Raw genomic sequence first — 22,270 nt, forward strand, 5'->3', positions numbered from 1 at the left:
GCTATTTTCAGCCCCTAACTGCAACATAAAAACGGCACTGTTTTTCCGTTGTAATAGCTTCGAGCACCACTAAGATTTGGTAAAAGCCATAGGCAAGTGGTGGGCAGTTTGGTGGGCAAACAGGCATTTTTGAACGGTTTCTTTTCGGTAACTTATTGAGTTTGTTGGGGTCTAGGCCGCTACTCAATGAGCAGATCCAGAATATTGAATAAGGTTTCTTGAGTATCTTTGAGCTTACCTAATCTTACCAAGCCCTTGTAAATAGGGGCTTTTTTGTTTTCAGGAGATTTCAGGTCTTTGCCTGAATTTTCAACCAACTGGTGAGTTTAGTGGTGTAATGGTCCACTAATCTGGAACACGTTGTTAGAGGTATAATTCACTAAACAACGAGAATGATTATGACTAAACAATTTACTGAAAGTATTTTTAATGCCTAGGTTGAGTGAGCGATGAAACTTTATCTCTATGATCACTGCCCTTTTTGTGTGAAAGCACGGATGATTTTTGGTTTGACAGAAACTGTGGTGGATGAGGTGTATTTGCTCAACGATGATGAGCAAACGCCCATTCGCATGATAGGTGCAAAAATGTTGCCTATTTTGCAAAAAGACGATGCGACCTTCATGCCTGAAAGCATGGATATTGTGCGTTATATTGATCAGCTAACGGGGCGCCAGAGTATTTTTCGCAGACCTAGTCAAGCGGTTATTGCTGAGTGGGTTAGCACCGCGTTTAAGCTCACCCATCCGTTGGTGATGCCGCGTACTATTCAATATACGAATTTTCCTGAGTTTGCTACACAGGGCGCTAAAGATTATTTTCAGCAGAATAAAGAAAAAATGATTGGTAGTTTTGCTCAAGCATGGCAGCAAACGCCTGAGCTAATCCAACAGCTAATGCCGCATTTAGAACAATTAGAGAAGCTTATTCAGTCACCTGATGCAATCCATGGGGAGCGCTCTGAGGATGATTTGCATGTTTTTGCAGTATTGCGTTGCTTAAGCCTTACCAAAGGCATTACTTACCCAGCTAAAGTCAGCGCCTTTATGCAGCGCTTGTCTGTGCTATCAAAAGTGCCGTTGCTGTGGGATAAAGCGCTCTAAGCAGCTTAAAAAGCCATCTTTGCTGATGGCTTTTTTATCACTATTAAGTACGTGCATGCACTATGTTATAAACATCGTAACCGTAATTTAGCAAGCTAACTGCACTGTCTAGATGGCCGTTGGCGCTTACCAAGGCGGCAATAATTTTTTCTTCATTACGCTCAATAACACGTTGTTTAACTTGTGCAATTTCTGGCGCGAATAATTGCGCTTTAGCACGTTCAACACAACCTGTTTCTAGTAAGGCTTGCTCACAATCCTGTTGCGGTTTATGGGTTTGCGCACACAATGTTTGAATAGACTCTTTCATCATGATTTTCCACAAAAAGCCATAATTAATGGTTTTAAGATTACTCAAACCACAGTTTGTTTTTTTGCTTTAGCTCCATGTTCTATAACTTTTTTTAAATCGCGGACAAAAGGTCTATTCCTGCTCTTTAGTAGCCTAAAGTGCCGCCGTCTGGGTTGCGAGGGTCTGAGTAGCCCAACAAGCCATCCTCTGTCACCTGTATGCTTTGTGTGCGTCCCATAGCTGCCTTGACTTGAATGTTGTAGCCCAAATTGCGTAGGATTTTCAGTGTATCTGGACTTAGGCCTTTTTCCACTCGCAATTCATCAGGCTGCCATTGGTGATGGATACGCAAGCTAGCTGCTGCTTCTGCCGGATTCATTCCATAATCAATACTATTGACTATGGTTTGCAGCACTGTAGTAATAATGCGTGCTCCGCCAGGGCTTCCTGTAACCATCCAAGGTTTACCGTCTTTTAGAACCAAGGTTGGCATCATAGAAGATAGTGGGCGTTTACCTGCCTCAATCGCATTAGCTTCTCCTCCAATCAAACCAAAGGCGTTGGCTACGCCAGGTTTTACTGAGAAGTCATCCATTTCATTATTCAGTAAAATGCCTGTGCCGCTTGCCACAATACCACTGCCAAAATTTAGGTTTAGCGTATAGGTGACACCTACCATATTACCCTGCTTGTCGACCACAGAGTAATGCGTCGTTTGGTCGCTCTCATACGGTTGCGGCTTGCCTGCTTTAATCTGCGATGCGGGTTTAATGCTATTGGGCTTGATGCCTTTAGCAATTTGCTGTGCATAGGCTTTTGCCGTTAAACCTTGAACAGGAACCTTTACAAAATCTGGGTCACCCAAGTATTCTGCCCGATCGGCATAGGCGTATTTTGAGGCTTCGGCAATGAGACGAATGCTTTCTGCGCTGTTGGCGCCATATTCACTCATTGGAAAGTGGGAAAGAATATTGAGAATCTGTATTAAATGTACCCCACCTGAGCTAGGTGGTGGCATACTAATCACTTGGTAGCCGCGATAATCGCCCATGACAGGCTCACGTTCTACAGCCTTATAGGCGGCAAGATCTGCCAGCGTTATCATGCCATGGTGCTTTTCCATTTCAGCTACAATAGCTTTTGCAATATCGCCCTCATAAAAAGCACTACTGCCTTCTTTAGCAATTAATCTAAGTGATTTGGCTAGGTCTTTTTGTACAAGTAGGTCACCTGCTTTTAAAGGCTGCTCACCTTTGAAGAAAATAGCTTTAGTGCTGTCCCATTGTTTTAAGTTGTCTGCCTCAGCATTGAGCATCTTGCCCAAGGTTTCACTAACAATAAAACCTTTTTCTGCCAATTCAATTGAAGGCTGTAGCACTTGCTCTAGGCTCATGGTGCCCCAGTGTTCTAAGGCATACTCTAAGCCAGCAACAGTACCTGGAACGCCAACAGCTTGATGGCTGAACATCGATTTTCCTTGAATCACATTACCTTGTTCGTCAAGGTACATATTACGCGAGGCTTTTTTGGGGGCCGTTTCACGAAAATCCAATGCAGTACTAGTGGCTGTTTCGCTATCATAGCGCAGCATAAAGCCACCGCCACCAATATTGCCAGCATTAGGTAAAACTACAGCTAGCGCAAAACCTGTAGCAACTGCTGCGTCTATTGCATTACCACCTTGTTTTAAAATATCTACCCCTACTTGGGTAGCTAGTGCTTGTTCACTGGCAACCATTCCGGTAGAGGCATGTACTGGGTGAAATACATCCAGTGCATAGTCATAACGGGCAGCCGCTTGCGCTGCTGCACTAAGTTCTGGGGGCTGTTTGGCTTGCACTGTTGGAGCAGCTAGTAAGGCGACTAGTAGACTGCTAACTATGAACGTCCGAGTAAAGTGCATAAGCATCCCCTTAATTTATGGTCTGATAACTTTTTAACCTACCTTAACGGACGTTGCGCAAATTTAAATTACACTAATAGCTAGGAATTGAATAAAGGTGATTGCTCTTCAAACCATACAAGGTTACGCCCTGCATTTTTTGCGTTGTATAAATGCTGATCAGCTTTTTCTAACAATTGTAGATCTGAGCTGTGGCTATCACATAACACGCTAGCCACGCCAATACTAACAGTAATAGTAGGCGGTGGTGTATCAATTAGGTCTGTGGGCAAAATAAGACGTTGCATTCCTTCGGAGATACGACGTGCTATGGTAACAGCTCCTGTGAGTGATGTTCTGGGTAAGATAATGGCGAACTCTTCCCCGCCATAACGTGCTACTAAGTCGCCTGAACGTGAGACACTATTGCGCAAGTAGTCCGAGATCAACTCTAAACAAGCATCACCCACGAGATGACCGTAGGTGTCATTAATACTCTTAAAGTAATCGATATCAATCATTAATAAGCTAAGCATGCCACTATTACGCGCATGACGTGCGTATTCCTGTGCAAGCACAAGATCAAAGTAGCGACGATTAGCCAGACCTGTCAGGCTATCTGTTAGGCTCATTTGCTCTAGGCGGGTATTGGTATGTTTTAGCTGCTCATTAATCCGACTAAGACGTATCCCATAATGCTGCTGTCGCTTTAGCGCATGACGGTAATAAAAGCACATTCCAATAAACACTAACAGCAATACAACAAGTATAGTGGTAGTCATTGTTACACTAATAACCATTACTCAGGCATCACAAAACCATTCAATTAAGCTAACTGCTGCTATTAAATCGAAAAAACTGTGACAAAAGCCTTTGTACATCAGCCATAACCTGTCTCTCGTCCTTGATGAGCATGCATGCCTAACACTAGGTTAAGATGCGACAGGTCTTCCTTAACATTGGCAGCCGTAATACATCCATGCAGATGTATTATGCAGTAAGCGCAAATTGTAAAGCATGTGGGATAAAGATTACTAACCAATCTTACGCTGGTTTTGTTAAACACTTTGCCATTCGGATCAATAAAACCGCAAAATAAACTGATTATCGTCGCCAGTTACAGTAATCTACCTAGTATTATTTTATTTTTCCGTTTGTCTGTTCAATTGAGATTTAACGCCTATGTCCTCTATCGGAACACTGTACATTGTGTCAGCACCTTCAGGTGCTGGAAAAACAAGCTTAGTAAAAGCCTTAATTGATAGCTTACCCTTTGTGCGTGTATCTGTGTCTCATACATCACGTGCTATACGCCCTGGTGAAGTTTGCGGTGTGAATTACCACTTTGTAGAGCGCAATGTGTTTGAAAGCATGATTGAAAACCATGAATTTTTAGAGCACGCACAGGTATTTGGTAACCTCTATGGCACCAGTGCCGCTTGGGTAAAGGAAACACTAAATCAAGGTTACGATTTAATTTTAGAAATTGACTGGCAAGGTGCAGAGCAAGTCCGCAAGCTGATGCCTGAAGCTAAGTCTATTTTTATTCTACCGCCTACCCAGCAAGCTTTGCGCCAGCGTTTAAATAATCGTGGGCAAGACAGTCAAGAAGTGATTGATCAACGGATGTCGCAGGCGGTGTCTGAGATGAGCCACTATGTAGATTATGACTACATTGTTATCAATGATGATTTCTCTACTGCTTTAGATGACTTAAAGGCTATTTTTCGCGCCAACCAATTACGTTTAAATGCACAAGCACAAAGCCATAAAGTATTATTGAATGATCTCATTCAGTAAGTTTAGCGGATACTGCCCTAGGTGTAGGGCAGTATGCCGTTAGGCACGTTTCAATCCAGTAATAATAGGTGTATGGCTGATGGGATCTTGCAGAATTGAGCATTTCACATCATAAAGCTGCTCAACCAGCTCAGGTGTAATGATGTCGCTGGGCGTACCTTGAGCAATAATCTGCCCATCTCGCATAGCTACAATATGATCCGCATAACGACAAGCACTAGATAGGTCATGCACAACCATGACAATGGTTTTTTCAACGGCAACCAGCTCGCGAATCAGCTCAAATATTTCTATCTGATGACCTAAATCTAACGCTGAAGTCGGCTCATCTAGCAATAGCAAAGGTGTTGCCTGCGCCACTGCCATCGCAATCCAAGCGCGCTGCCGTTGCCCGCCAGACATTGACTCTAAAGGGCGATCGGCAAATTTTTCTAAATCTGCCATAGCAATAGCTTTGTGCACAATTTGCTCATCATCATCTGACCATTGGCGCAATAAACCTTGATGGGGCTGACGTCCAAAGCGAATTAGTTCACGCACAGTCAAGCCGTCAGGGGCTATTGTTTCTTGTGGTAATAAAGCCAGTTGCTGTGCTACTTGGCGAGTAGGTAATTTCTGAATCTGCTCACCATTGAGTAAAACACTGCCACTTTTAGCTTTTAGCAAGCGTGACAATCCAGCCAGCAAAGTGGATTTTCCACAGCCGTTAGGGCCAACAATAGCCGTTGCTTTACCTTGCGGAATCTGTAGTGATAGTTGCTTTACAATCAATTCTTGAGCATAGCCTAACGTTAAAGATTGCGCTTCTAAACGTGCATCCCTCTGATGTTTAACAAAAGATGCAATACTCATAAGCTACCTCGTGCAGGTTGACGCAGTAAAATCCATAACAAGTAAGGGCCACCAACAATAGCCGCAATAACACCAACTGGAATTTCAACAATAAAGAGTGACTGGCCTATCCAATCTGCAGCAATCATAATCAAGGCTCCTGCTAAGGCAGAACTAAACACCGGCACTTGCCTACTACCTGTTAAATAACGTGCCATTTCAGGTGCTGCTAAGGCCACTAAACCTACAGGGCCTGCCAGCGCGATTGCAAAAGCACTCAGTAGCACAGTAACAACCAACGTCCAAATACGAATACGCTTGATTGCTACACCTAAGCCTACTGCTACTGCATCAGAGAAGCGCATTAAGTTAAGCTGGCGAGCAAGATACATTGCCCAAGGTAGGCAGATCACTAAACAAATCGCCAGAAAACTGATATTGCTGGATGAACGTGCGCTTAGACTACCTACAGTCCAAGGGTAGGCCATATTGGCACTGTCCATATCTGTACGCGCTAGCATAAGGTTAGTCAGCGCACCAAAAACCGCGCCCAACCCAATGCCTACCATAATGAAACGATAACCTTTCGCACCAGAACCACCGCTTAAACCAAAGGCTAAAGCAGCGGCAGTGGTAGCACCTACTAAGGCCAAAGCACTTGGCGCAAGGCTGGTAGGTACAGCCACAATAGCCGCAACAGCAAAGGCTGTTGCGCCGTTATCAATACCTATGATGCTAGGTGTCGCTAAACGATTTTGCGCTAAAGTTTGCAATAAACAGCCTGATGCGCCCAAAGCAGCGCCAGATAATATGCCTGCCAATAAACGAGGTAAGCGTAACTCTTGAATCAAGAAGATAGTAAAATCATCTCCCACACCTAATACAGCTTGTATGGTTTGCCAAACTGATAAATTTTCACCTGCCAGCAAACGTAAAATGCTCAGCAGTGCTAAAAGAAGTAGTAATCCAAAAATAACTATAATGCTGCGCTTATACCAACGTAGCCGCCATGAGCCTATTTGTAGTAAGAGTTCTGTTTGCATAGATCACACCTACAAACTTGGCAAACGGCGAGTGCGCACTACAGCAATTAAAATTGGTGCACCTACAAAAGCCGTAATCACACCAATAGGAAGCTCGTAGGGTTTAACCAATACACGCGCAACTATGTCAGAAAATAGTAGAACGCTAGGTCCTAATAATAAAGATATTAGAAAGGCGCGCCGAATATCAGGCCCCACTAAAAACCGAGCCAAATAGGGTACAACCAGCCCCACAAAGGCAATAGGTCCTGCCGCTGCTGTTGCTATACCAACAAGTAGAGCAACTACGAGCAAGCTAAGAAATCGGGTTAAATGTGGCTTATGGCCTAAACCGGCAGCCACACGTTCACCCAGTGCTAATGCGGCTAAAGGGCGTAATAAAGGAAAAGATAGGCACAATCCTAAGACTAAACCTATAAGACTCCCCTGCAAAACATCGATAGAGCGCCCACCTAGAGCGCCTATTAGCCAAAAACGCATTTCATCAGCGCTGCGGCTATCGCTCATTAACAGCAAACTACTGGCAGATAACAAAATTCCTGAAAAGGCTGCACCGGCTAAGATCAAACGAATAGGATCACTGCCTACATTACGCATGCCTGATACCAGCAGTACCAACATGCAGCCTACTAAAGCGCCTAATACGGCTACCCCCATACTGACAGACACCGCCGAATAGCCACAATAAATAGCTAACACTACAGCAAAGGCAGCGCCTTGACTCACACCCAACAGGCCAGGTTCAGCTAAAGGGTTACGTGTTACCGTTTGTAGTAAAGCGCCTGCTGCACCTAGGCTGCTTCCTACCACTAAAGCTAATAGTGTGCGTATTAAGCGCAATTGATAAATAGTAAAATGGGCATTGTCGTTTTCCACCTGCCCAAGTAAAACTTGAATACTAAGCTTAATACCAACTTCTGTTCCTGCACCTATGATTAAGCTAGCTAGCCCTAAAATAAGGACTAGCCCTAAACATAGCGCAACAACCCAAATTAATGATCTAGGTGCCGTTGCATTATTCAACACGTAACGCCTTATTTAGTCTCGCTAAGAATAGCTTTCTCAATGTCAGTTAAAATGACTTCAGCCGCTAAAGGGCCACTGCCACTGCTCCAGATTTGCCCATCTACAGTAACTACATGCTGTTGTTTAACAGCATTTAAACGTACAAACGCAGGCTGTTTTTTTGCATCTTCTAAGGCTTTATTACCATCGGCATTCAGAGTGCCTAAGAATAACCAATCTGCATCAATGCCGGATAAGTTTTCAAGGCTGAGCGTGTCGCTATGTGGGCGGTCTTTGACACTTTTGGCAAGCTCTGTAGTTTCTACGCCAAGGTCATTAATAATTTGCCCAACAAACAAATTAGCTGACATCACAATAGGGCCTTGCGGATTCCAGCGTGCAACTGACAGGCTAACCTCTTGTGGCAGCTTGGCCTTTAAAGCAGCAATTCGTTGGTCAATCTCAGCTAGTTTAGCTTCTACTGCCTGTTCACGGCCTAAGGCCTTGCCATAAAAGCGCATGTTATCGCGCCATGGGCGAAACGCAGCATCTTTTTCAGGTACCACTGTAGGCGCCATTAAGCTTAATTTTTTGTAAGTATCTTCTGGCAAGCCAGCTGCTGCTAAAATCAACGTCGGTTTTTGACGGAAAATAGCTTCAAGATTAGGTTCACGTACAGAACCAACAATAGTGATATCACTGGCTTTGTCTTGCAAATAATTAGCTACTTTATCACCGCCACGACTGGCTAAAGCACCTACTGGTTTAATACCAATAGATAAACTTAAATCTAATGCGCCTTCATCCAATGTAATCACACGCATTGGCTCACCTTTGATCCGCACTTTGCCATAAGCGGTATCTAATTCGCGCTCTGCTGCCTGAGCGAATCCAGCCATAAGGCATAATGCCGATAGGCCAAATGCCATTACCGATTTACGACTAGCTTTGGTTAACATGTTATCCTCTTTAGTCTTAGTCATTGGATGAAAATGATAACTTATCATTTAATGAAACTAATTGAAAATTGTTTACATCTTCATTTACAACTTATTCAGCATTCTGCACTTTTAGTCAAAACAGCTTAGATTATGTGCTCTAGAACTTGATTTCTTTTGTATAAAAAGCCTATAGCTCTTCCCTTGTGCTAGGTTATTTTTTAGACTATCTCATTAAGTGTGGCTTACTTTAAGCTACTGCACTCAATTTAAGAGGAACACCATGGCTCGCGTTACAGTTGAAGATTGTTTAGAAAATGTTGATAACCGTTTTGAGCTAGTTATGCTGGCAACGAAACGTGCGCGTCAGCTCGCAACCGGCGGCAAAGAGCCTAAAGTACCGTTAGAGAATGATAAACCAACGGTTTTAGCGCTACGTGAAATTGCAGATGGCTTAGTGACGCCTGCTATTATTGCCAGTGAAGAAGCAATGATGCATGACGAACCTTTATTCACTGCCTTTGACACTGATTTACGTTAATGCCATGCACGGTTGTAAGCTGCTTTAACACTGCACACAGTTTTCCAGCGCATTCGAGGTTTTTATGCCTGCAATAGAGCGTCTTGCGCAACAGCTTGCAACCTACTTACCAACCGAACAAGTTAACCTTGTTCGTCGTGCCTACTATTACGCAGAGCAAGCCCATGACGGCCAACTGCGCAGTAGTGGTGAGCATTATGTGACCCATCCATTGGCAGTTGCCACTGTGCTAGCCAATATGCATATGGACCATCAAAGTTTGATGGCGGCCTTATTGCATGATGTTATTGAAGATACAGGTATCCCTAAAGAGGCCATTACTGAGCAATTTGGACAAAGCGTGGCGGATCTGGTTGATGGTGTTACCAAGCTAACGCAGATGAAGTTTGGCACCAAAGCGGAAGCTCAGGCTGAAAACTTCCAAAAGATGGCAATGGCAATGGCGCGCGATATTCGCGTGATCTTAGTAAAACTCGCCGATCGCCTACACAATATGCGCACATTAGGCGCGTTAAACCCTGAAAAGCGCCGCCGTATTGCCAAAGAAACCCTAGAAATTTACGCACCTATTGCCAATCGTCTTGGCATTAATACTATTTTTACTGAGTTTGAAAATCTTGGTTTTAAAGCCATGCATCCTATGCGTGCAGAACGCATTCAAGCTGCAGTTAAAAAAGCACGTGGCAATCGCAAAGAGATTATTCAAAAGATCGGCCAGTCTCTTAGCGATTGCTTAGCGCATGAAGGCATTCAAGCTGACGTAGGCGGACGGGAAAAGCACCTGTATAGCATTTACCGCAAAATGCGTGTTAAACGTAAAGCATTCAATGAAATTATGGATGTTTATGCATTTCGCATTATTGTTGACAAGGTAGATACTTGCTATCGCGTACTAGGTGCGATGCATAATCTTTACAAACCCATTCCAGGACGTTTTAAAGACTATATTGCGATTCCTAAAGCCAACGGTTATCAGTCATTGCATACCACTTTATTTGGTATGGGTGTACCTATTGAGATCCAAATTCGTACCACTGAAATGGAAGAACTGGCCAACAATGGTATTGCTGCACATTGGCTGTATAAAGCAGATGAAGAACATGCACCACGCACCAATCATGCACGCGCACGACGTTGGGTTAAAGGTTTATTAGAGTTACAACAGAGCGCTGGCAACTCGTTGGAGTTTATTGAAAACGTAAAAATTGATCTCTTTCCTGATGAAGTTTACGTTTTCACGCCTAAAGGGCGCATTATGGAACTACCGCGCGGCGCTACTCCCGTTGACTTTGCCTATGCAGTGCATACGGATATTGGTAATAAATGCTTAGCTTGCCGCATCAATAGACGCGTTGCACCTTTATCTCAACCATTAGAAAGCGGTGTAACCGTTGAGATTCTTACTGCTCCCAATACCCGCCCAAATCCTGCTTGGCTTAACTTTGTTGTGACAGGAAAAGCTCGCACGCATATTCGCAACGCATTAAAAAGCCAACAACATGATGAATCTGTCGCACTGGGTGATCGCTTACTGAACAAAGCACTAGACGATTTGCACATGCAAATGAGTGATGTCACCGAAGAACGCATCAAGTTACTGCTTGATGAATACAAAATGACAGAATTTAATCAACTCTTAGAGGATATCGGTTTAGGCAACAGAACTGCGCATGTGGTGGCTGCACGCTTAATTAGTGCTGATGCTAGCCCACATCATCCGTTGACTGAAGATGGTCCTCTAACCATTCGCGGTACTGAAGGCTTAGTACTGAGTTATGCTCGCTGCTGCACACCTATTCCTGGCGATGCTGTGCTAGGGCACTTATCTGCAGGTAAAGGTATGGTTGTGCACCGCACTAGCTGTAAGAACATTGCGGATATTCGTAGTAACCCTGAAAAATGCATCCCCTTGCTCTGGGCCAAGGATATTGAAGGCGAGTTTAATGTGGAGCTGCGTATTGATCTTATTCATCAGCGCGGCTTAATCGCTACCTTAGCCACAGCAGTTGCCTCAGCCGATGCTAATATCGAAAAAGTTTCAGTCGATGAACGCGATGGACGTATGAGCGTAGTGCAGCTGGGCGTTAGCGTTACTGATCGTGTTCATTTAGCGCGTGTTATCCGCCGCTTACGTGCCATCAAAGGCGTTTCACGCATTAATCGTATTAGTGCTTAACCTATTATTTTGGAGTTTGTAATGGGCAAAACCGCCATTCATACAGATAACGCACCTGCTGCTATTGGTACTTACTCACAGGCTATTAAAGCAGGTTCTACGGTATATCTTTCTGGGCAAATCCCACTAAACCCCAGCACCATGCAAATTGTTGAAGGTGGTATTGAAGCACAAACAGTGCAAGTGTTTGAAAACCTTAAAGCCGTAGCTCAAGCGGCAGGCGGTAATTTAGATGACTTGGTGAAAATCAATGTGTACCTCACCGACCTTGCTAATTTTGCGACTGTTAATGAAGTCATGAGCCGTTATTTTAGCCAGCCTTTTCCTGCACGCGCTGCGGTGGGCATTTCTGAATTACCCCGCCAAGCGCTGGTTGAAGCTGAAGCCATAATGGTATTAAGTTAGTCTGTCTCTCGCTAGGCAGCTGTGCTTGCCTAGCAAGATTAATTAACGTTTATAAGCCACTTTACCTAAAGTCATAGGTTGTGGATTTAGCTGAACCCATTGCACAGCCAACTCACTTAAACGCCCCAGCAGTTCTTCACTAGAGTGCGCCGAGACTGCATTGGCTAACTCAAGCAATTGTTGCATTTGATCTTCAGGTAATGAGTTGCCTTGGGCGAAATAATACGGCAGTGCTTGCGGTAATTTTTTGTAGTCTTTACTCCAATTTATCCCGCCATTGCCCAAAATTTCATTACTGACCTTACCTATGATACGAATCACTTCGCCTTGTATGGTTAGCGCACTACCACTTCCTGGTACCAACATCTCCCATAGCTGGTTGAACTGTTGCCGCCAAGTGCCGTCAGCCACAATAATAGGCTGTTTTCCATCATGAATAAGCCGTTTAGCGGCTGGTTTTACCTCAAATAATTGATACAGCTTGCTCAATCCTTGCTCAACCTCTGGAAGGTAGTCAGGATCAAAATCAGCACGGTAAAACTCAAACTCTTCACCAATGTTTTGCACGTAATTCTTGGCTTCTGCGCCCACTACTGCGCCTTGCGCCAGCAAGAACTCAGCCATTTCGGCAGCACGTGGAATGTGAGCATTGCTACAACGCCATAACGCTGCATCTAACACCGTCATTTGAGTTGAATAGTCAAAATTGACTGCGTGTAGATTAGCGCCATTTGCTATTAAATTTTTTACTGCGGCTAAGTTGTACTCACTCACCAGATTAAACAGGGGTGTTTTCTGGTAGTTGTCTTGTTGTTCAATATCTGCGCCATACTGCAATAAACACTTAACATTCGCGGCACTTTGCCTTGCTTGATGTTGAATAGGCGGAACACCCCAACTGTCGCCCATTTTTATATCAATGCCTTGTGCCACTAACCATGCTATTCCCTCAAGACTGATACCTTTAAAGCTTAAGGCATTACCCTTTCGATAACCGCCATATGCGTTAATCTCGCACTGTTCAAAGACTGCTTGTAGTTGGGCTAAATCACCTGTTTTTGCGATTTCTTCAAAGTTTTCAGGTAATTTTTTACGTTTGCGTGCCATGGTTCATCCTTGCACTAAAAGTGCTTAATTAGCCTGTATGTAATCAATATACGCTTGGCGGGTTAACCCCAAATGCGCTTGGTTAAATGCATCAAAATCGGTAATAGGTGGTTGACCTAAGCTAGTTAATAGCTGAACTAATTTATCCTCACCAAAGGCATCTAATGCATTACCTACTTTAGGTTCAGCTGCTGGATGAAACCCAGCAACTCCCCAGCCAACACCTGAATGCGGTATAAAACACAGATCAAGATCTTTATGCGCCAAGTAATCCTGCAAACGCCAACGATATGAACCTATTCCCCATTCTAAGGTTAACCATACATCTGCCTTACGCTGTGCATAGCTTTGCAGTATATGCAGGTTTTCAACCTCATCATCAGCCAATAATCCCATGCCTGCTGCGGTGGTAGCACCTTCCCCTTGCCGAGTATGTACGCTAAAAGAAATGGGAAAGTCGATATCATCCGCCACTAACGGTTTATGCCCTATGATTTTATAGTCACCGCGCATAAATTGATCATCCATGCTGTATTCAGCAGCTAATAAGGTATGTTGCGTTATTTCATCCTGTGCTAAATCATTACGATCACTTATGAAGTCATATTTTCGATATATAACAGGAATACCCATCCATGATTTCATATAGTGATTTTTGGGCACTTGTTCAGCCCAGAGCTTTGTTTTACGCAAGTGCATTAAGGAGCCAATTAAAAGTAAATACACGAACTGATTAGGTCCTACACTCACACAGAAAATATCGCCTTCTGCGTACTTTTGTCGTGTTTTCGGGCTTTTACAAAGCAGCTTAAGCTGTTTTTGCCATTCTTTTTCGCCGTAGCTTTGCACAAAAGCCGCAATATCTTGGTTGAGAGTATCAGTTGAATTAAAGGTAAAACCTGGTAGCCAACGCACGCCACACTCAACCAGCGCCGCTTTGTTAGTTAAATCCATTTTTATATGGGGCAGTTTGTGAGTACGCAAACCACTGATATATCTATAATTAATAGTTTTTGCCTGACCTCGTGGGGCAATCACCTCTAATTGCTCATTTAAGGGTAAGTTCAAGTCATATTCGACAATAAAATCATACTTAACATCCTCATAAGCTAATTGTGAATACGGATTTATCGGCACTCGAAAAATAGCTTTATACAGCACGCCATCTGCATGATAAAACTGCATATCATCTTGGCTGACACATTGCCATACCGGATCAATTGGTTTAAGTGCAAGTAGCGCACGAGACTGATTATTCAATACATTCAACATGGCAAGTGTCTTATAGGTTTGCAGTAAAAGTAAGTTAGCTTACCAAGGGAGGTTAACATTGGCGCGGTTATCAAAGACAAACTTAGGGTCGCACTGTAGTGTTGCTATTTCAGTGCCACTTTTCTCTACCGGAAGGTTGAAGCTAGCTTCATGCTCTTCAGAATTACGATTTACATGAACGCCCAATACATAGCTGTAGTCGCCATTTGGAATCACTAAATAAGATGAGATACTGCTTCCCACACCTGTCCAAAAACGCTCTGGTAGCTGGTCAAAACGGCGTTGTAATACAATATCAGGCTTTGCACCTGGTTTACCAAACGAATACACGACGGTGTTTCCTAATTGGCGCACAAAAATTTCTTTATTATTGGTTGTTTTACAGAAAAAGGCTAAATCTCCGCCTATTACTTCATTGGCTAAAGCCTGTCCGCTAAACGCCATTAAGCTGCCCAAAAAACAGCCGACCATAAGTTTGCTATGCATATTTTTGCTCCTTGAAAATTTCAGTAGCCAAACTAACTGAATACCTAAAAAAAGATAGTGCAAAATTAGCAAACTGCTCATTACTGGGCAGGAATAATTGTTCTAAAGGTCAGATTAATACGTGGTTGATGAATATCTGCCATTTTGGGAATGCAATGCCACCAAAACCTTTGGGTAACGCCTTGCATTACAACCAATTGCCCATGCTGCAAACTAAGTTCGCACTTATGTTTGGTTGTTTTGTGCTTAAAACAAAAGCGCCTAGTGCTACCTAAGCTTAAACTGGCAATACTTGTAGTAATACCTAAAGTTTGCTCATCATCACTGTGCCACCCCATACCTTCTTGCCCATTGTGGTAAAGATTGACTAAACAGGAATTAAAACACTGCTGTAAACGCTGTTCTACTTGCATTTTCAGTTCATGCACTACAGCCAACCAAGGCTGAGCTATTTTGTTAGTGCCTGAATAGTGGTGTACAAAAGCTTTATCGTCAAATCACGCAATTTGGCGCTCAGTGCGGTGCAGCTTGTTATAGATAAATGCAGTGTCGGCCTGCCAGTCAATCTGAGTTAATAGTTCAGTGAAATACTTATCTGCCTGCTGTTTGCTCAGTGTAAAACCGTAATTGTAGAGTTCACCATCGTAGGGTAATAAGTTGCGTTGTGTGGCGCCTAACTGGCTAAATAAATCATCTATCTGCATGAGCCAGTTCCCAGGCCAAAACGGCCAATTTACGCTCATGTTGCCAACGATACTCACCAATAACACCAGTGCTGCGAATGACCCTATGACAAGGAATCAGCAAAGCAATTGTATTACTAGCAATCGCACTAGCTACTGCACGGCTGGCCGTAGGCTGGGAGATGTCCTGTGCAATATGCTGATAACTGCGTAACTGCCCAGATCGAATCTTCAAGAGCGCCTGCCAAACCTTAATTTGAAATGCGCTACCTTTAATATGCAAGGCCAATGGTTGATCTACAGATAAACCCGCTAACAGTCTTTCTACTTGCTCTAGTGTGCTAGTGCTTTGTTGCACCAACCTAGCGGCAGGAAAGCCTTGTTGCAGTTGTACTAAGGCTTGATCTGCTTGGCTATAAAACATCAAATGACACAAACCTTTAGGCGTTGCTGCGGCTAGCAAATCACCAAAAGGACTGCTTAAGTATGCATAGTTGATGTCTAAACCCGCACCACCTTGTTTAAATTCACCTGGTGTCATACCTTCAATCTGCACAAATAAATCATGCAGTCGACCTGTACCAGACAAACCTGTCTCCCCAGCTACATGAAGTAAACTGTGTTGTTGGCTCAGTTGCTGCTTGGCATATTCGACATTTAAATACTGCAAAAGCTTTTTCGGACTAATGCCCACCCATTGCGTAAACTGCCGCTGTAAATGCTCAGGGCTTAAATGTAAAGCTTGTGCTAGCTGTTGCAAACTAGGCTGTTGTTTATGATGCGTATACAAATAGCCAATCGCTTTTGCGATGCGCTCAAACTGCTGATTATTAAGCAAGATATTAGGCATAAGTCACCTCAAGCAAACTAATCGCAGCTTAAACACTAGACTACCTAATTACGACCCGTTTTTTGATAACAAGGGCGCAATCATAGGCGCATAACCGATACGATAATCTGGATATTTTGGTTGCCAACCTAAGGCTTTAGCCCGTGCATTATCGCAGCGCTTACTGCCCGCCATTGCTGGCATAAACAACGATTCTTTGATTGTAATATTTAATTCTTGTCGCAACCAAGCTAGCACATCTTCTAGCTCTACAGGCAAATCATCATTTACCAGATAGCAGTTATCAATAATTGCGCCAGCTTCACTCTGCGCGAGTAGCGTTAGTAAAAAATCTGCGGCATCTTGCACATGAATACGATTAGTCATTGAGCCTTTATGAGCTGAATAGCCAGCTAAGGCTCTTTGCACTAAATGATCACGATTCGGACCATAAATACCTGAAAGACGTACCACAGTTGCAGGATAACCACTGGTCTGTGCTAATTGTTCAGCTTCTAACATAAGCTGGCCATTCCAGCGATTAGGTTCTGTTACAGAATCCTCGTTAACCCATTGCCCATCGGTTTGCCCATATACAGCTGTACTGGAAGTAAAAATAAACCGTTTAAGCGGACTTTCATTGTTTGCCAACCAAGTTAAAACGTTCTGTAAACCTTGCACGTAGGCGGCTCGATAACCTTGTTCAGTAAACTCAGAAGCTGCAATAGAGTAGACAACATAGTCATAATCCGTCGGCCAATCGGCAGGTAAGTGACTTGAAGTCACATCTGCGACAATTTGTCTCGCACTCTCTGGCATTTCCACTATAGTTCTACGCAAGGCATACACCTCCCAGCCCTGCGCTGTTAATCCACGCACTAGACGCATGCCTAAATCACCACAACCAATGATGAGAATTTTTTGGCATTTTTTTTGTGTCATTCTATTGTCCTTTATCCTTTAGACATGGTTTTCATGGTCAACAAAAGATATGCTTGTTCAGTCACCGATGGAATGAAATTATGACTCTTACTGAATTACGCTATATTGTCACTTTAGCCCAAGAGCAACATTTTGGTCGTGCAGCTGAGCGCTGTCATGTAAGTCAGCCTACATTATCCGTAGGTGTTAAAAAGCTTGAGGATGAGCTCGGCATTTTAATATTCGAACGCAGTAAAAGCGCAGTTCGAGTCACACCTGTCGGCGAGGGTATTATCGCCCAAGCACAAAGAGTACTTGAGCAAACACAAAGTATTCGCGAACTAGCACAAGCTGGTAAGGATCAATTAGCAGCGCCTTTGCGGGTCGGAGCTATTTATACTATTGGGCCTTATTTATTTCCACATTTAATTCCTCAATTACATAAAGTAGCACCTGAAATGCCGCTTTATATTGAAGAAAACTTCACTCATGTTTTACGTGACAAGCTACGTAATGGCGAACTAGATGCCATTATTGTGGCGTTGCCATTTCAAGATGCAGATATTCTTACCAAAGCGCTCTACGACGAGCCCTTCTATGTACTGATGTCAGCAGAACATCCGTGGACCCAAAAAACCACTATTAGCAGCAGTTTACTTGATGATAAGAGCTTGTTGTTACTAGGCGAAGGCCACTGTTTCCGTGATCAAGTATTGGAAGCCTGTCCAACCACTAATAAGGAGCTAGGCTCTAACAGTAAATACACTACTGTAGAAGCCAACTCGCTTGAAACTATTCGTCATATGGTGGCATCTGGCTTAGGTGTGTCTGTTCTACCATTATCAGCGGTAGATACGCACCACTATGCACCTGGCGTTATTGAGGTCCGCCCCATGGAAGAACCTGCTCCAAAACGCACAGTAGCTATTGCTTGGCGCGCTAGCTTTCCTCGCCCTAAAGCAATTGAAATACTCTCCAATGCCATTAGTGAGTGCTCATTAGCGCGTAAAACTCAGTAGTCTATGTCTGATCTTTCTCAACTCTCTATTACTACTCTAAAAGGAGTAGGTGCAGCCCTGGCTGAAAAATTAAAGAAGGTTGGCATTGAAACCTTGCAAGATATGCTGTTTCATTTACCTTTACGTTACCAAGACCGCACTCGCATTGTTCCCATTGCCGCCTTGCGTCCAGGTCAAGATGCGGTTATTGAGGGCAGTGTAGCTGTTACTGATGTTTCCATGGGGCGCCGCCGTAGCCTAGTAGTACGCTTACAAGATTCAACAGGCAGCATAGTGCTTCGCTTTTTCCATTTTAGCACAGCACAAAAAAATGGCTTTGCTAAAGGCACTAAGGTTCGTTGTTACGGGGAAGTTCGCCCTGGCGCCAGTGGATTAGAAATTTATCATCCTGAGTACCGTACAGAGCAACAGGATACTGGCCCTTTAGAGCAGACACTAACTGCTATCTACCCTTTAACAGAAGGCCTAACTCAACAACGTATGCGTTTGTTGGCCAGCCAAACATTAGAACACTTAACACCGCGCAACTTGCCTGATTGGATGCCTTCTGCCTTAGCAGAGAAATATCACTTAGGCCCACTTAATGAGGCTATTCGTTATCTACACCAACCACCACAGGATGCCAATCTTGCAGAGCTTGCCGAAGGTCAACATTGGGCGCAAAAACGCTTAGCCTTTGAAGAACTATTAACTCACCAGTTATCTTTGCAGCGTTTACGTGAACAAATGCGAGAGCAGCTTGCTCCTCAGTTAGCACCTAGCACCTATTTAGTGAATCAGTTTTTAGAAAATCTAGGGTTTAGCCCAACCAATGCACAAAAACGTGTAGGCGCTGAGATTGCTTGGGATTTAGCCCAATCGCTGCCTATGCTACGTTTAGTCCAAGGTGATGTAGGCGCAGGAAAAACCGTAGTCGCTGCGATTGCTGCTTTGCAAGCGCTAGAAGCGGGTTATCAAGTGGCGTTGATGGCACCAACAGAGATTCTTGCTGAGCAGCATTTTATCAACTTCAGCAAATGGCTTGCCCCGCTAAATATCGAGGTAGCTTGGCTAGCTGGCAAACTAAAAGGCAAAGCACGCGCGGCAGCGCTTGAGCAAATTGCCAACGGCACGCCTATGGTTGTAGGCACCCACGCACTCTTTCAAGCAGAAGTGCAGTTTAAAAATCTAGCCTTAGCTATTATTGATGAGCAGCATAGGTTTGGCGTGCAACAGCGTTTGGCTTTGCGCCAAAAAGGGGTTGAAGGCCGTTTAAGCCCGCACCAACTTATCATGACCGCTACACCTATTCCCCGCACGCTCGCCATGAGCGCTTATGCCGATTTAGATACTTCGGTTTTAGATGAGCTTCCTCCAGGCAGAACTCCTGTGAATACCGTGGTGTTAGCCGATAGCAAGCGCCCTGATATAATTGAGCGGGTACGCCTAGCTTGCGCTGAAGGTCGACAAGCCTATTGGGTATGCACGCTCATTGAAGAATCAGAAGAACTCACCTGCCAAGCCGCTCAAACCACCTTTGAGGAATTACAACTTGCATTAGTAGGCTTGTCTGTTGGGTTAATTCATGGGCGCATGAAACCTGCAGAAAAAGCGCAGGTTATGGAGTCCTTTAAAGCAGGAGAGCTACAACTACTTGTGGCAACGACAGTTATTGAGGTGGGCGTTGATGTGCCTAATGCCAGTTTAATGGTGATTGAAAACCCAGAGCGTTTAGGTTTGGCGCAACTACATCAGTTACGAGGTCGCGTTGGGCGAGGCAGTGCCGCTAGCCATTGTGTACTGCTCTATCATCCACCTTTATCGCATATTGGACGCGAACGTTTAGCTATTATGCGAGAAACCAATGACGGCTTTATTATTGCTGAGCGTGATTTAGAGCTGCGTGGACCAGGTGAAATGCTAGGAACACGTCAAACTGGGCTACTTCAATTTAAAGTAGCCGATCTTATGCGTGATGCTGCTTTACTACCTAATGTGCGTGAAGCAGCCATTGAATTAATGCGCTCCTATCCTGACCACGCCAGCCCACTGCTTGATCGTTGGTTAAGGTATGGGCAAGAGTATGGCCAAGTTTAATCAATAAGGAAGCGTTTCATTAGCTGCGCGGTTTCTTCTGGCGTTCCTTGCATAAAACAATGGTCACCCACCACTTCTTGCGTTGACACATTAGTTTTGCTCGCTGACCAACGTAATGCGGACTGTCGGACAAAAGGAAAGGTTTTATCTGCATACAGAATACGCACAGGTATGCCAATGCTAAATATCGACTTCCATAGTTTATTGGGCGTGCTGGAAAAAATCTTTGCTTCCAAACTAGGTCGACATTTCAGTTGCACCCCACCTTGTACCTCCATCATGGCATGATTGACGTAAGCCCACATTGAGTCATCTGTCCAATATTTAAACACTCCACGCGGACGCAACGCAGAAAAAGCAGCTTCTTTGCTAGGCCATTGGTTACGTCGGCGTGCGGCGCTTTTAGCCAGTGAATGTTGCTTGCTTAAACCAAGCCAACTTAAGCTTTGCATAAGAAAAATCATACGTGGCGAGAAGAATACAGGGTCCAGCAAAATAATTTTATTAAATAAACGAGGATTCTCTGCGGCCATCAAGCTAGTTAATACCGCGCCTAAACTATGCCCTGCACCGTAAATAGGTACATTGCCAAAAATACCGCGGCGTTTTTGAAATACCTCGGCAGCTAATTGGGCATTACGGTTCCAGCCTAAAAACTTCTTACCATGCTCACTATCACCATGCCCTTGAATATCACATAACCACAAATCAAAGCTTTCTGATAAATGCTTTAACATGGGTTCGTAGGTTCGACAACAAAAACCATTGCCATGCAAAAAGTGTAAAACGGGTTTACCTGTTGGCGTACTATGCCAACCCGTTAAGCTAATACCTGCTGATACCTGTTCTTTCCACGCCACTAATTGCATTATTGTGTTCCTTATTGCGCATGACAAAATGCGAGTTCAGCCGTCAGTTGCTGCTGGTTTTGCGCCTTATCAAAAATAAGTTCTATGCGGCTATCATTGCGCCACTCACTCGTTTGCCACTGAACTGCCTGCCCAGCAGTAAGATTGAAACTTAAGCAGCCAGCATTGGTTTGAACCACAGCTTTTGCCCGTAAAAATTGCTGGCAAGACAACCATAGCTGCAATTTTAATAAATCAAATTGAATGCTATTGTGCCAACGCCAACCTATACTCCACCCTTGCTGCGCCTCTGTCACTGCACAAAAAGGCTTAGATGGATCTAACCAAAGACTATTCAATACTTTAGCTGTAGGCTGGGCTAATTCAATTGTTTGTTCTGCTGCAATACGTGTTGAACCTGCAATTAGGCGCCAATCAAGCTGTGCATGTGCAACACTGGTAATAGCAAAATCATGCCATTGCTGTTGCACTTGAGTTAATTCAGCTGCACTTAACTGATCACACTTATTCAGCACCACTAAACCTGCTTTTCGTGCAACCTCCATCTGCTCTGCTGTTAATTCGCGTCCTTGCACTTGAGCTTTAGCATCTACTACATAAGTAAGTGGCTGCAGTGCTAAAACCTGCTGCCAGGGTAGTCGTTCTAATTGCTGCATAATTTGCAGAGGATGCCCTAACCCAGAAGGCTCGATAAACAAACGCTGAGCCTTACTCGCGTTCAGTAAACGCGTTAAACCTACCTGAAAAGGTACGCCATTAACACAACACACACAGCCACCAGCTACCTCGTGCAAGGTGACGCCATCACCATCTTGAGCTAACAAAGCGGCATCCAGACCAATTTGTCCAAACTCATTAATAAGCACTGCCCAACGCTCATGTTTAGGTTTATTGTTTAACATAAAGCGCAATAGGCTGGTTTTGCCTACACCCAGTTGCCCGCAAACAATGTGTGTTGGAATATTTTCGTGCAACATAGCCGTTTCCACAAT

The 22,270-nt window shown here is 44.0% G+C and carries 22 protein-coding genes and 1 pseudogene; 7 read left to right on the forward strand and 16 right to left on the reverse strand.

What is annotated here, in order from left to right; all coding sequences use genetic code 11:
* Nucleotides 1-449 precede the first annotated feature (449 nt).
* Nucleotides 450-1,103 (forward strand): glutaredoxin 2, encoded by a 654-nt coding sequence (grxB, locus tag VQ643_RS05135; protein WP_414198220.1) that lies wholly within the window; start codon nucleotides 450-452, stop codon nucleotides 1,101-1,103.
* A gap of 43 nt (nucleotides 1,104-1,146) precedes the next feature.
* Here grxB and VQ643_RS05140 read toward each other — a convergent pair whose 3' ends face one another.
* From VQ643_RS05140 to VQ643_RS05150, 3 genes are all read right to left on the reverse strand, one after another.
* A complete protein-coding gene (locus VQ643_RS05140; protein WP_414198221.1) occupies nucleotides 1,147-1,416 on the reverse strand; it encodes a hypothetical protein in 270 nt (89 codons plus the stop codon).
* Between the two features lie 124 nt (nucleotides 1,417-1,540).
* Nucleotides 1,541-3,298 (reverse strand): gamma-glutamyltransferase, encoded by a 1,758-nt coding sequence (gene ggt / locus VQ643_RS05145; RefSeq protein ID WP_414198222.1) that lies wholly within the window; start codon nucleotides 3,296-3,298, stop codon nucleotides 1,541-1,543.
* A gap of 80 nt (nucleotides 3,299-3,378) precedes the next feature.
* Nucleotides 3,379-4,059 (reverse strand): GGDEF domain-containing protein, encoded by a 681-nt coding sequence (locus tag VQ643_RS05150; RefSeq protein ID WP_414198223.1) that lies wholly within the window; start codon nucleotides 4,057-4,059, stop codon nucleotides 3,379-3,381.
* A gap of 400 nt (nucleotides 4,060-4,459) precedes the next feature.
* Between VQ643_RS05150 and gmk the strand changes: the two genes are divergently transcribed.
* On the forward strand, nucleotides 4,460-5,077 hold the full coding sequence (gene gmk / locus VQ643_RS05155) for a guanylate kinase (RefSeq protein ID WP_414198224.1): 618 nt from the start codon (nucleotides 4,460-4,462) through the stop codon (nucleotides 5,075-5,077).
* A 39-nt stretch (nucleotides 5,078-5,116) separates the two neighbouring features.
* Here gmk and VQ643_RS05160 read toward each other — a convergent pair whose 3' ends face one another.
* The 4 genes from VQ643_RS05160 to VQ643_RS05175 are packed head-to-tail and all read right to left on the reverse strand — an operon-like array spanning nucleotide 5,117 to nucleotide 8,915.
* Entirely contained in the window at nucleotides 5,117-5,929 is an 813-nt protein-coding gene (locus VQ643_RS05160) for an ABC transporter ATP-binding protein (protein WP_414198226.1), read from the reverse strand.
* Nucleotides 5,926-6,951: a FecCD family ABC transporter permease gene (locus VQ643_RS05165; RefSeq protein WP_414198227.1), complete on the reverse strand. Its 1,026-nt coding sequence runs from the start codon at nucleotides 6,949-6,951 to the stop codon at nucleotides 5,926-5,928. Before VQ643_RS05165 ends, VQ643_RS05160 begins: the two co-directional genes overlap by 4 nt.
* A 9-nt stretch (nucleotides 6,952-6,960) precedes the next feature.
* Complete coding sequence (locus VQ643_RS05170) at nucleotides 6,961-7,974, reverse strand: FecCD family ABC transporter permease (protein ID WP_414198228.1); 1,014 nt, start codon at nucleotides 7,972-7,974, stop codon at nucleotides 6,961-6,963.
* An 11-nt stretch (nucleotides 7,975-7,985) separates the two neighbouring features.
* The gene (locus VQ643_RS05175; RefSeq protein WP_414198229.1) at nucleotides 7,986-8,915 is read right to left on the reverse strand and encodes an ABC transporter substrate-binding protein; all 930 of its coding nucleotides are present in this window, start codon (nucleotides 8,913-8,915) and stop codon (nucleotides 7,986-7,988) included.
* Between the two features lie 262 nt (nucleotides 8,916-9,177).
* On the opposite strand from VQ643_RS05175, the gene rpoZ reads away from it, so the two are divergent.
* The 3 genes from rpoZ (at nucleotide 9,178) to VQ643_RS05190 (ending at nucleotide 12,016) form a co-directional block, all read left to right on the forward strand.
* A complete protein-coding gene (gene rpoZ / locus VQ643_RS05180; protein ID WP_414198230.1) occupies nucleotides 9,178-9,435 on the forward strand; it encodes a DNA-directed RNA polymerase subunit omega in 258 nt (85 codons plus the stop codon).
* A gap of 64 nt (nucleotides 9,436-9,499) precedes the next feature.
* Nucleotides 9,500-11,611 (forward strand): bifunctional GTP diphosphokinase/guanosine-3',5'-bis pyrophosphate 3'-pyrophosphohydrolase, encoded by a 2,112-nt coding sequence (gene spoT, locus VQ643_RS05185; protein ID WP_414198231.1) that lies wholly within the window; start codon nucleotides 9,500-9,502, stop codon nucleotides 11,609-11,611.
* Nucleotides 11,612-11,632: 21 nt separating this feature from the next.
* A complete protein-coding gene (locus tag VQ643_RS05190) occupies nucleotides 11,633-12,016 on the forward strand; it encodes a RidA family protein (RefSeq protein WP_414198232.1) in 384 nt (127 codons plus the stop codon).
* 42 nt (nucleotides 12,017-12,058) lie between these two features.
* Here the strand turns inward: VQ643_RS05190 and VQ643_RS05195 are convergent, their stop codons facing one another.
* The 7 genes and pseudogenes from VQ643_RS05195 to VQ643_RS05225 all read right to left on the reverse strand — a co-directional run bounded on the left by VQ643_RS05195 (nucleotide 12,059) and on the right by VQ643_RS05225 (nucleotide 17,335).
* Nucleotides 12,059-13,123, reverse strand: coding sequence for an ankyrin repeat domain-containing protein (locus tag VQ643_RS05195; RefSeq protein ID WP_414198233.1), 1,065 nt, complete (start codon nucleotides 13,121-13,123; stop codon nucleotides 12,059-12,061).
* A gap of 24 nt (nucleotides 13,124-13,147) precedes the next feature.
* Complete coding sequence (locus tag VQ643_RS05200; protein WP_414198234.1) at nucleotides 13,148-14,395, reverse strand: immunity 26/phosphotriesterase HocA family protein; 1,248 nt, start codon at nucleotides 14,393-14,395, stop codon at nucleotides 13,148-13,150.
* A 39-nt stretch (nucleotides 14,396-14,434) separates the two neighbouring features.
* The gene (locus VQ643_RS05205; protein WP_414198235.1) at nucleotides 14,435-14,881 is read right to left on the reverse strand and encodes a hypothetical protein; all 447 of its coding nucleotides are present in this window, start codon (nucleotides 14,879-14,881) and stop codon (nucleotides 14,435-14,437) included.
* Between the two features lie 80 nt (nucleotides 14,882-14,961).
* Nucleotides 14,962-15,345, reverse strand: a pseudogene (locus VQ643_RS05210) (alpha-ketoglutarate-dependent dioxygenase AlkB family protein); the annotation flags it as partial.
* A 33-nt stretch (nucleotides 15,346-15,378) separates the two neighbouring features.
* Nucleotides 15,379-15,585, reverse strand: coding sequence for a hypothetical protein (locus tag VQ643_RS05215; RefSeq protein WP_414198236.1), 207 nt, complete (start codon nucleotides 15,583-15,585; stop codon nucleotides 15,379-15,381).
* Nucleotides 15,572-16,414, reverse strand: coding sequence for a bifunctional transcriptional activator/DNA repair enzyme AdaA (locus tag VQ643_RS05220; protein ID WP_414198237.1), 843 nt, complete (start codon nucleotides 16,412-16,414; stop codon nucleotides 15,572-15,574). Before VQ643_RS05220 ends, VQ643_RS05215 begins: the two co-directional genes overlap by 14 nt.
* Nucleotides 16,415-16,462: 48 nt before the next feature.
* Nucleotides 16,463-17,335, reverse strand: coding sequence for an SDR family oxidoreductase (locus VQ643_RS05225; protein ID WP_414198238.1), 873 nt, complete (start codon nucleotides 17,333-17,335; stop codon nucleotides 16,463-16,465).
* Between the two features lie 80 nt (nucleotides 17,336-17,415).
* Between VQ643_RS05225 and VQ643_RS05230 the strand changes: the two genes are divergently transcribed.
* On the forward strand, nucleotides 17,416-18,333 hold the full coding sequence (locus VQ643_RS05230; RefSeq protein ID WP_414198239.1) for a LysR substrate-binding domain-containing protein: 918 nt from the start codon (nucleotides 17,416-17,418) through the stop codon (nucleotides 18,331-18,333).
* Nucleotides 18,334-18,336: 3 nt separating this feature from the next.
* Nucleotides 18,337-20,409, forward strand: coding sequence for an ATP-dependent DNA helicase RecG (gene recG / locus VQ643_RS05235; protein WP_414198240.1), 2,073 nt, complete (start codon nucleotides 18,337-18,339; stop codon nucleotides 20,407-20,409).
* On the opposite strand, the gene VQ643_RS05240 is transcribed toward recG, so the two are convergent.
* On the reverse strand, nucleotides 20,406-21,278 hold the full coding sequence (locus VQ643_RS05240; protein WP_414198241.1) for an alpha/beta hydrolase: 873 nt from the start codon (nucleotides 21,276-21,278) through the stop codon (nucleotides 20,406-20,408). The two genes, recG and VQ643_RS05240, sit on opposite strands and share 4 nt — an antisense overlap.
* A gap of 11 nt (nucleotides 21,279-21,289) precedes the next feature.
* Entirely contained in the window at nucleotides 21,290-22,255 is a 966-nt protein-coding gene (locus tag VQ643_RS05245; protein ID WP_414198242.1) for a CobW family GTP-binding protein, read from the reverse strand.
* Between the last annotated feature and the right edge of the window lie 15 nt (nucleotides 22,256-22,270).

It is taken from the genome of Pseudomonas sp. F1_0610 (assembly GCF_047470865.1).
GTDB lineage: Bacteria > Pseudomonadota > Gammaproteobacteria > Pseudomonadales > Pseudomonadaceae > JAZDRH01.

Excerpts from the sequence above, each read along its gene's own strand:
- grxB (WP_414198220.1), top strand. The coding sequence starts at position 450 with ATGAAACTTTATCTCTATGATCACTGCCCTTTTTGTGTGAAAGCACGG.
- VQ643_RS05140 (WP_414198221.1), bottom strand. The coding sequence starts at position 1,416 with ATGATGAAAGAGTCTATTCAAACATTGTGTGCGCAAACCCATAAACCG.
- ggt (WP_414198222.1), bottom strand. The coding sequence starts at position 3,298 with ATGCACTTTACTCGGACGTTCATAGTTAGCAGTCTACTAGTCGCCTTA.
- VQ643_RS05150 (WP_414198223.1), bottom strand. The coding sequence starts at position 4,059 with ATGACTACCACTATACTTGTTGTATTGCTGTTAGTGTTTATTGGAATG.
- gmk (WP_414198224.1), top strand. The coding sequence starts at position 4,460 with ATGTCCTCTATCGGAACACTGTACATTGTGTCAGCACCTTCAGGTGCT.
- VQ643_RS05160 (WP_414198226.1), bottom strand. The coding sequence starts at position 5,929 with ATGAGTATTGCATCTTTTGTTAAACATCAGAGGGATGCACGTTTAGAA.
- VQ643_RS05165 (WP_414198227.1), bottom strand. The coding sequence starts at position 6,951 with ATGCAAACAGAACTCTTACTACAAATAGGCTCATGGCGGCTACGTTGG.
- VQ643_RS05175 (WP_414198229.1), bottom strand. The coding sequence starts at position 8,915 with ATGTTAACCAAAGCTAGTCGTAAATCGGTAATGGCATTTGGCCTATCG.
- rpoZ (WP_414198230.1), top strand. The coding sequence starts at position 9,178 with ATGGCTCGCGTTACAGTTGAAGATTGTTTAGAAAATGTTGATAACCGT.
- spoT (WP_414198231.1), top strand. The coding sequence starts at position 9,500 with ATGCCTGCAATAGAGCGTCTTGCGCAACAGCTTGCAACCTACTTACCA.
- VQ643_RS05190 (WP_414198232.1), top strand. The coding sequence starts at position 11,633 with ATGGGCAAAACCGCCATTCATACAGATAACGCACCTGCTGCTATTGGT.
- VQ643_RS05195 (WP_414198233.1), bottom strand. The coding sequence starts at position 13,123 with ATGGCACGCAAACGTAAAAAATTACCTGAAAACTTTGAAGAAATCGCA.
- VQ643_RS05200 (WP_414198234.1), bottom strand. The coding sequence starts at position 14,395 with ATGTTGAATGTATTGAATAATCAGTCTCGTGCGCTACTTGCACTTAAA.
- VQ643_RS05205 (WP_414198235.1), bottom strand. The coding sequence starts at position 14,881 with ATGCATAGCAAACTTATGGTCGGCTGTTTTTTGGGCAGCTTAATGGCG.
- VQ643_RS05215 (WP_414198236.1), bottom strand. The coding sequence starts at position 15,585 with ATGCAGATAGATGATTTATTTAGCCAGTTAGGCGCCACACAACGCAAC.
- VQ643_RS05220 (WP_414198237.1), bottom strand. The coding sequence starts at position 16,414 with ATGCCTAATATCTTGCTTAATAATCAGCAGTTTGAGCGCATCGCAAAA.
- VQ643_RS05225 (WP_414198238.1), bottom strand. The coding sequence starts at position 17,335 with ATGACACAAAAAAAATGCCAAAAAATTCTCATCATTGGTTGTGGTGAT.
- VQ643_RS05230 (WP_414198239.1), top strand. The coding sequence starts at position 17,416 with ATGACTCTTACTGAATTACGCTATATTGTCACTTTAGCCCAAGAGCAA.
- recG (WP_414198240.1), top strand. The coding sequence starts at position 18,337 with ATGTCTGATCTTTCTCAACTCTCTATTACTACTCTAAAAGGAGTAGGT.
- VQ643_RS05240 (WP_414198241.1), bottom strand. The coding sequence starts at position 21,278 with ATGCAATTAGTGGCGTGGAAAGAACAGGTATCAGCAGGTATTAGCTTA.
- VQ643_RS05245 (WP_414198242.1), bottom strand. The coding sequence starts at position 22,255 with ATGTTGCACGAAAATATTCCAACACACATTGTTTGCGGGCAACTGGGT.